The sequence below is a fragment of the Pseudomonas sp. CROZ-RG-20F-R04-15 genome (assembly GCF_022662375.1).
Classification (GTDB): domain Bacteria; phylum Pseudomonadota; class Gammaproteobacteria; order Pseudomonadales; family Pseudomonadaceae; genus Aquipseudomonas.
This window is the reverse complement of the sequence record NZ_JAKNQL010000029.1, coordinates 60,139-68,377: the sequence shown is the minus strand read 5'-3', so window position 1 is coordinate 68,377 and position 8,239 is coordinate 60,139. Positions and strand designations below refer to the sequence as shown.

At 59.7% G+C, this 8,239-nt stretch carries 7 protein-coding genes; 6 read left to right on the top strand and 1 reads right to left on the bottom strand.

The window, feature by feature from the left end:
* Window positions 1-69: 69 nt before the first annotated feature.
* The gene (locus tag L8H52_RS27195) at window positions 70-2,517 is read right to left on the bottom strand and encodes a penicillin-binding protein 1A (protein ID WP_242209625.1); all 2,448 of its coding nucleotides are present in this window, start codon (window positions 2,515-2,517) and stop codon (window positions 70-72) included.
* Window positions 2,518-2,733: 216 nt separating this feature from the next.
* Between L8H52_RS27195 and L8H52_RS27190 the strand changes: the two genes are divergently transcribed.
* From L8H52_RS27190 to aroK, 6 genes are read left to right on the top strand one after another with little or no spacing between them, the layout of a single operon-like run.
* Window positions 2,734-3,798, top strand: coding sequence for a pilus assembly protein PilM (locus tag L8H52_RS27190; protein ID WP_242209624.1), 1,065 nt, complete (start codon window positions 2,734-2,736; stop codon window positions 3,796-3,798).
* Complete coding sequence (locus L8H52_RS27185) at window positions 3,798-4,364, top strand: PilN domain-containing protein (protein WP_242209623.1); 567 nt, start codon at window positions 3,798-3,800, stop codon at window positions 4,362-4,364. Before L8H52_RS27190 ends, L8H52_RS27185 begins: the two co-directional genes overlap by 1 nt.
* Window positions 4,361-4,984, top strand: a complete 624-nt coding sequence (gene pilO / locus L8H52_RS27180; RefSeq protein WP_242209622.1) for a type 4a pilus biogenesis protein PilO — start codon at window positions 4,361-4,363, stop codon at window positions 4,982-4,984. The genes L8H52_RS27185 and pilO overlap by 4 nt, the downstream gene beginning before the upstream one ends.
* Window positions 4,981-5,508, top strand: coding sequence for a pilus assembly protein PilP (locus tag L8H52_RS27175; protein WP_242209621.1), 528 nt, complete (start codon window positions 4,981-4,983; stop codon window positions 5,506-5,508). The genes pilO and L8H52_RS27175 overlap by 4 nt, the downstream gene beginning before the upstream one ends.
* Window positions 5,509-5,521: 13 nt before the next feature.
* On the top strand, window positions 5,522-7,600 hold the full coding sequence (pilQ, locus tag L8H52_RS27170) for a type IV pilus secretin PilQ (RefSeq protein WP_242209620.1): 2,079 nt from the start codon (window positions 5,522-5,524) through the stop codon (window positions 7,598-7,600).
* Between the two features lie 4 nt (window positions 7,601-7,604).
* A complete protein-coding gene (gene aroK, locus L8H52_RS27165; RefSeq protein WP_011332081.1) occupies window positions 7,605-8,123 on the top strand; it encodes a shikimate kinase AroK in 519 nt (172 codons plus the stop codon).
* Window positions 8,124-8,239: the final 116 nt, after the last annotated feature.

Genomic DNA, 8,239 nt, shown 5'->3' with positions numbered 1-8,239 from the left:
GCCCTTTATCTTCAGGCAATAAAAAGCCCCGCACTTCTCACGAAGGCGGGGCTTTCCAATGCCGCGGGATCAGAACAAATCGATCGGCGCCTGCTCATCCGCCGGCAGCGGGCTACCTGGCGCAGTGCCATTGCCCAGCTCATTCACCGACGGCGGCGTGTCTTCGGACTTGAACAGCTCGAAGTACGCGCCCGGTGTACTTGGCGTCGCCGCACGGCCACTGACCGGATCCACGCGCAGGCTCAGCAAGCCTTCCGGCTCAGGCTGCACGTGCGGCGGCTTGTCCTTCAGCGCAGCCGACATGTAGTTCATCCAGATCGGCAGCGCCACGGTGCCGCCAAACTCGCGACGGCCAAGGCTTTCCGGCTGGTCGAAACCGGTCCAGACCGTGGTCACGTAATCGGCGTTGTAACCGGAGAACCAGGCATCTTTCGATTCGTTGGTGGTACCGGTTTTACCGGCGATATCGCTGCGGCCCATGGCCAGTGCGCGACGGCCGGTGCCGAGTTTGATCACGTCCTGCAACATGCTGTTGAGGATGTAGGTGGTGCGGCCATCAACGATCCGCTCAGCCACGGCGGGTGCTTGTGGCACTGCCGCATTGCCCGATGCCTCACCTGGCACTGGCGCAGCGTTCACGGTGAACGAGTCGCTGTGTGGTGCCGCGATACCGTCCGTCGCCGAACCACCCTGAGGCACGGTTGGCGGGTTGGCAACGAACAGCGTGTCGCCGTTGCGGCTTTCGATCTTGTCGATGATGTACGGGGTGATCTTGTAGCCGCCGTTGGCGAACGTGCTCCAGCCGGTGGCGATCTCCATTGGCGTCAGCGTTGCAGTACCCAGCGCCAGCGACAGGTTCGGCGGCAGATCCTGCTTGTTGAAGCCGAAGCGGGTGATGTAGTCGATGGTCTTGCCTACGCCCATTGCTTGCAGCAAGCGGATCGATACGAGGTTGCGCGACTTGTACAGCGCCTCACGCAAGCGGATCGGGCCGAGGAACGTATTGGTGTCGTTCTTCGGGCGCCAGACCTTGTCCAGGTATTCGTCGACAAACACGATCGGCGCGTCGTTGACCAGCGTGGCCGCGGTGTAGCCGCTATCCAGCGCAGCGCTGTAGACGAACGGCTTGAAGCTCGAACCCGGCTGACGCTTGGCCTGCATCGCGCGGTTGTAGTTGCTCTGTTCGAAGGCGAAACCGCCGACCAGCGAGCGAATCGCGCCGTTCTGCGGATCCAGCGACACCAGCGCGCCTTGTGCCTGCGGGATCTGGCTGAATTTCAGTGAATTGTCTTTCTGACGCTGCACACGAACCAGATCGCCAACCTGCGCAACATCCGACGGCTGACGCGGAGTGGCGCCCATGCTGTTGGTGTTGAGGAACGGTCGCGCCCATTTCATGGTGTCCCAGGCAACGTGTTCTTCACCGGTGCGGGTCAGCACTTGCAGGCCGTTCTTGTCGACCTGGGTGACGATGGCCGGCTCAAGGCTGCTGATGGTGCGTTGTTTCGTCAGTTCGCTGGCCCAGGCTTCGCGAGTCTTGCCCGGCAGGCGCGACTCGGGGCCACGGTAGCCGTGGCGCTGGTCGTAGGTCATCAAACCTTCGTGCAGCGCGGTGTTGGCCATTTCCTGCAGATTGCTCGGCACCGTGGTGGTGACGCGGAAACCTTCGGTGTAGGCGTCGCTGCCATAACGGCCGACCATTTCGGCACGGGCCATTTCGGCGATGTACGGCGCGTTCACTTCCGGGGTTGGCACGTGATAGCTGGCGTTCAGCGGTTCGTTGATCGCGGCGGTGTAATCCGCTTCGGTGATCTTGCCGAGCTTGTACATGCGCCCGAGGATCCAGTCGCGACGTTCTTTACTGCGCGCCGGGTTGGCCAGCGGGTTGAAGCGCGACGGGGCTTTCGGCAGGCCGGCGATCATCGCCATCTGCGCGAGGCTGACGTCACGGATCGACTTGCCGTAATACACCTGCGCCGCAGCCTCGATGCCGTAGGCACGGTTGCCCAGATAGATCTTGTTCACGTACAGCTCAAGGATCTCGTCCTTGGTCAGCTGCCGCTCGATCTGCAGGGCCAGAAGAATTTCGGTGGTTTTGCGCGAGAAGCTGCGCTCGCTGGTCAGGAAGAAGTTCTTCGCCACCTGCATGGTGATGGTGCTGCCGCCAGACTGAATGTGTCCGCTTTTGACCAATTGTGTCGCGGCGCGCATCAGGCTGCTCGGGTCGACACCGTAGTGGTTGGCGAAATTGTCGTCTTCAGCACTTAGTAACGCATTAATGAAATTGGGGGGAATGTCGGCGAAACGGATCGGAGTCCGGCGCATTTCGCCAAATTCTGCGATCAACTTGTTGTCGCTGGAGTAGACCCGCAACGGAATCTGCAACTGAATGCTTCGCAGAGCCTCCACAGACGGCAAACCCGGACTAAGGTAAAGAAACGCGCCGCTGAGACCTAAAAGCAGTCCGCAGAAAACGGCGACGATGGACCAACCGAAAAATTTCAGCAGACGAATCAAGGCGTTTGGACATCCAGGGCAAAGAATGAATTTGGCGACGGGGTTCCGGCTACACACAGAACCGTCCGCGCTTGCAGTAAAAAGCGGAAAAAAACGCTGGGCATTATAAGCACTTTTCTGCTGGGGGCGTCATTTGCGCTTCTGTCAAGACGGGGTGAAGGAACGCAATGCGTATTACAGAGTCCGTAACTCACGGAAAGTCATAGGGAATTGGTAGTGCTGGGACTCTTCAATAAAAAGACCAATACGTTACTGGGGATCGACATCAGCTCCACCTCGGTGAAGCTGCTGGAACTGAGCCGTCAGGGTGATCGCTACCGGGTTGAGGCGTACGCGGTCGAGCCATTGCCGGCCAACGCCGTGGTCGAGAAAAACATCGCCGAACTCGAAGGCGTTGGCCAGGCCCTTAGTCGGGTGCTGGTCAAGGCGCGCACCGGGCTCAAGGGGGTGGCAGTTGCAGTGGCCGGTTCTGCGGTGATTACCAAAATCATCGAAATGGACGCCGGACTTTCCGACGACGAACTGGAAAACCAGCTCAAGATCGAAGCTGATCAATACATCCCTTATCCGCTGGACGAAGTCGCCATCGATTTCGAAGTCCAGGGCGTTTCGCCGCGTAACCCAGAACGGGTCAACGTGCTGCTGGCCGCCTGTCGCAAGGAAAACGTCGAAGTCCGTGAAGCGGCGCTCGCGCTCGCCGGGCTGACCGCGCGGGTCGTCGATGTCGAAGCCTATGCGCTGGAACGCTCTTTCGGGCTGCTCGCCACGCAACTGGCCGCCTCGCAGGAGCGCCTGACGGTTGCGGTGGTCGACATCGGCGCGACCATGACTACCCTCAGCGTTCTGCACAACGGCAAGATCATCTACACCCGCGAGCAATTGTTCGGTGGTCGGCAACTGACTGAGGAAATCCAGCGTCGTTATGGCCTGACCATCGAGCAGGCGGGGCTGGCGAAGAAACAGGGCGGTTTGCCCGATGATTACATCAGCGAGGTCTTGCAGCCGTTTCGTGACGCGCTGGTACAACAGGTGTCGCGCTCGTTGCAGTTCTTCTTCGCCTCGGGGCAATACAACGCGGTTGACCACATTCTGCTGGCCGGTGGCACGGCGTCAGTGCCCGGGCTGGATCGACTGATCGAGCAGCGCCTGAACACGCCGACGCAGGTGGCCAATCCGTTTGCCAATATGGCCTTGAGCAGCAAGGTCAATGCCGGAGCGCTCGCTAGCGATGCGCCGGCCCTGATGATCGCCTGCGGGCTCGCGCTCAGGAGTTTCGACTGATGGCGCGGATCAACCTCCTGCCCTGGCGTGAAGAGCGCCGCGAAGAACGCCGCAAACGCTTTCTGCTGGCCTTGATCGGTGTCGTCGTCGGCTCGGTCGGTGCGGTGCTGATTGCCGATCAGATCATCAGTGCGGCGATTGAGCGACAAGTGGCGCGCAACGACTACATCGGCAAGCAGATCGCCGTGGTCGACGAGCGGATCAAACAGATCAGCGATCTCAAGGCGCATCGCCAGCAACTGGTCGAACGCATGCGCATCATCCAGGACTTGCAGGGCAATCGGCAGATCAGCGGGCGGATCTTCGATCAACTGGCGCGTACGCTGCCGGACGGGGTGTATTTCACTGACGTGAAAATGGCCGGCAAGACCCTGTCGATCAGTGGTGCCGCTGAGTCGAACAACCGGGTCTCCGAGTTGATGCGCAATCTGGACGCCTCCGACTGGTTCGACGCGCCGAGCCTCAATGAGGTGAAAGCGACGACGGCGGGCCAGGTGGATCAGGCCAACACGTTTGAGCTGACCGTACGGCAGACCCAGCCGCACACCGTGGAGGACGAGCAATGAAGCCGTCCGAATGGCTGGAAAGTCTGCGCGAGATTGATTTCAACGACCTCGATACCAGCAACATCGGCTCGTGGCCGGCGGCAGTCAAAGCCATCGCCGGGGCGCTGTTGATGGTGCTGGTGTTGGCGCTTGGCTATAACTTTTTCATCAGTGATCTGGAAAACCAGCTGGAGGCCAAGCGCGAAGAGGAGGCTACGCTCAAGGAACAATTTGCCAGCAAGGCGCGTCTTTCCGCCAACCTTGAGCTGTACACCCAGCAAATGAAAGAAATGGAAAACACCTTCGGCGTGTTGCTGCGGCAATTGCCCAGTGACACCGAAGTGCCGGGCTTGCTGGAAGACATCACTCGCACGGGGCTGGGCAGCGGCCTGGAGTTTGAAGAGATCAAACTGCTGCCGGAAGTCACTCAGCAGTTTTACATTGAACTGCCGATCCAGATCACCGTCACCGGTGCTTACCACGACCTTGCCACGTTCGTCAGTGGCGTGGCCGGGCTACCGCGCATCGTCACCCTGCATGATTTCGAACTCGCTCCCGCCGATAAAGAGGGCGGGCCGAAGCTGCGCATGAGCATCCTTGCCAAGACCTACCGCTATAACGACAAGGGGCTGCAGAAATGACCCCGATTCGTTACATCGCGTTGTCGATGACGCTGCTCGCGCTGAACGGTTGTGGTAGCAGCGATGACTTCAGCGATCTCGACGCTTACATGAACGAAGTGCGCCTGCGCCCGGCGGGCAAGATTGAACCCACCCCGACATTCCGGTCTTACCCCACATTCACGTACAGCGCTGCCAATCTGCGCAGTCCGTTCTCGCGCCAGGTGCGCGTCGATCTGGCCGGACAGAAACATGGCTCGCGCAATGTCAAACCCGACCCCAACCGGGTCAAGCAATACCTCGAAGGTTTCAACATCGAGCAGTTCGAGATGGTCGGCACGATCTCCAATGTTTCCGGCTCCTTTGCGCTATTGCGCGGGGCGGGCGGGGTGCATCGGCTGAAAGTCGGCGATTACCTGGGACGCAATGACGGCCGCATCATCGCCATCAGCGCCACCCAGGTCGATGTCGTCGAAATCGTCCCCGACGGCGAAGGCGCCTGGCTGGAGCGTCCGCGCACCATTCCTTTGAAAGAGCACTCATAGTGGAAGTCGAACAATGAACAGGATTTTCTCCACCCTCGGTTTTTCGCTATGGATAGCGCTGATGTCGCCGATGGTACTCGCGGCCAATCTGAAGACGCTGGATGTGGCGGCGTTGCCGGGTGATCGCGTCGAGCTGAAGCTGTCGTTCGACGGCCCGCCGCCACAGCCCAAGGGCTACACCACCGAATCGCCGGCGCGGATCGCCCTGGATTTGCCCGGTGTTGCCAGCCAGTTGGCCAGCAAGAACCTTGATCTGGGCAGCGGCAATGCACGCACCGCCACGGTAGTCGAAGCCAAGGATCGCACGCGGCTGATCGTCAGTCTGACGCAACTGGCGCCTTACAACACGCGGGTCGAGGGCAACAATCTGTTTGTGGTGGTCGGGCAGGGCGCGCCAGCGGCGGCGCCGAGAGCTGCAGCCGTTGCACCACGCACTGCGGTAGCGGCTACGGCACCGGCCAAGGCCTTTGTGCCGAAAAACCGGGCCATTCGCGGCGTGGATTTCCAGCGGGGTACGGCAGGTGAGGGCAATGTGGTCATCGACCTCTCCGACCCGACCATCGCTCCGGATATCCAGGAGCATGACGGCAAGATCATCCTCAGCTTTGCCCGCACACAACTGCCGGAAAAGCTGCGGGTACGTCTCGACGTCAAGGATTTCGCCACCCCGGTGCAGTTCGTCAACGCGGCTGTGAGCGGTGATCGCACGGTCATCAGCGTCGAACCCAGCGGGACTTACGAGTACTCCACCTTTCAGACCGACAACAAGCTGACAGTCAGCATCCGTCCGATGACAGTGGATGACCTGCAAAAGCGTAACGCTGACCGTCAGGCGTACGTTGGCGAAAAGCTCTCGCTGAATTTCCAGGACATCGATGTGCGTTCAGTGCTGCAACTGATCGCCGACTTCACCAACCTCAACCTTGTCGCCAGCGACACGGTGCAAGGTGGTATCACCTTGCGCCTGCAGAACGTGCCGTGGGATCAGGCGCTGGATCTGGTGTTGAAAACCAAGGGCCTGGATAAACGCAAGATCGGCAATGTGCTGCTGGTTGCTCCGGCCGATGAAATCGCTGCCCGCGAGCGCCAGGAGCTGGAGTCGCAGAAGCAGATTGCCGAACTGGCACCACTGCGTCGCGAACTGTTGCAGGTGAACTACGCCAAGGCAGCGGACATCGCCAAGCTGTTCCAGTCGGTCACCAGTGCCGAGGCTAAAATCGACGAGCGTGGCTCGATCACCGTCGATGAGCGGACCAATAACATCATTGCCTACCAGACTCAGGATCGTCTCGACGAACTGCGGCGGATCGTGGCACAGCTGGATATCCCGGTGCGTCAGGTAATGATCGAGGCGCGGATCGTCGAGGCTAACGTCGATTATGACAAGAGTCTGGGCGTGCGCTGGGGCGGTTCGATCCAGAACAAGGGCAACTGGAACGCCTCCGGGGTCAACGGTTCGTCGAGCACCATTGGTACTCCTGGCAGCACCAGTACCAACTCGCCGTTCGTCGACATGGGCACCGTCAACAATACTTCAGGGATCGGCATCGCGTTCATCACCGACAATGTCTTGCTCGATCTTGAGCTGACAGCCATGGAGAAAACCGGCAACGGTGAAATCGTTTCGCAGCCCAAGGTCGTCACCTCCGACAAGGAAACCGCGAAAATCCTCAAAGGCACCGAGATTCCCTATCAGGAAGCCAGCTCCAGCGGCGCGACGTCGGTGTCGTTCAAGGAGGCCTCGCTGTCGCTGGAAGTGACCCCGCAGATCACTCCCGATAACCGCATCATCATGGAGGTCAAGGTCACCAAGGATGAACCGGATTACCTGAACAAAGTGCAGGATGTACCGCCGATCAAGAAAAACGAGGTCAATGCCAAGGTGCTGGTCAACGACGGCGAAACCATCGTGATTGGCGGTGTTTTCTCAAATACTCAAAGCAAGGTCGTAGATAAGGTGCCATTTCTTGGCGATGTGCCGTATCTTGGCCGCCTTTTCCGGCGTGATGTGGTTTCGGAGAAAAAATCCGAGCTGCTGGTATTTCTCACACCACGTATCATGAATAACCAGGCGATTGCTGTGAGTCGTTGATTCTGTGCGAAATTTGATTCTTGTAGGACCGATGGGCGCTGGCAAAAGCACCATCGGCCGGTTGCTGGCCAAAGAGCTGCGCCTGCCGTTCAAAGATTCCGACAAGGAAATTGAACTGCGCACGGGCGCCAATATCCCGTGGATCTTCGACAAGGAAGGCGAACCCGGCTTTCGTGACCGTGAGCAGGCGATGATCGCCGAGCTGTGCGCGTTCGATGGCGTGGTGTTGGCGACCGGCGGTGGTGCAGTCATGCGCGATGCCAATCGCAAGGCCCTGCATGAGGGTGGGCGAGTGGTGTATCTGCACGCCTCCGTTGAGCAGCAGGTCGGACGCACATCGCGCGACCGCAATCGACCGTTGCTGCGCACGGCCAATCCGGAAAAAACCCTGCGCGACCTGCTGGCGATTCGTGATCCGCTTTATCGGGAAATCGCCGATCTAGTGGTAGAAACCGACGAACGGCCGCCCCGCATGGTCGTACTCGACATTCTCGATCGTCTGGCGCAGTTACCTCCCCGTTAAAGCATCGCTCGAAATGCGCTATCCTCGGCGTCCTGTCACAGCCCGTCGAGGTTGTGGCGGATGGCGTGCGAGCGGCGTCATACCCGCTACAGGCCGCAGATAAACAATAATTCAGG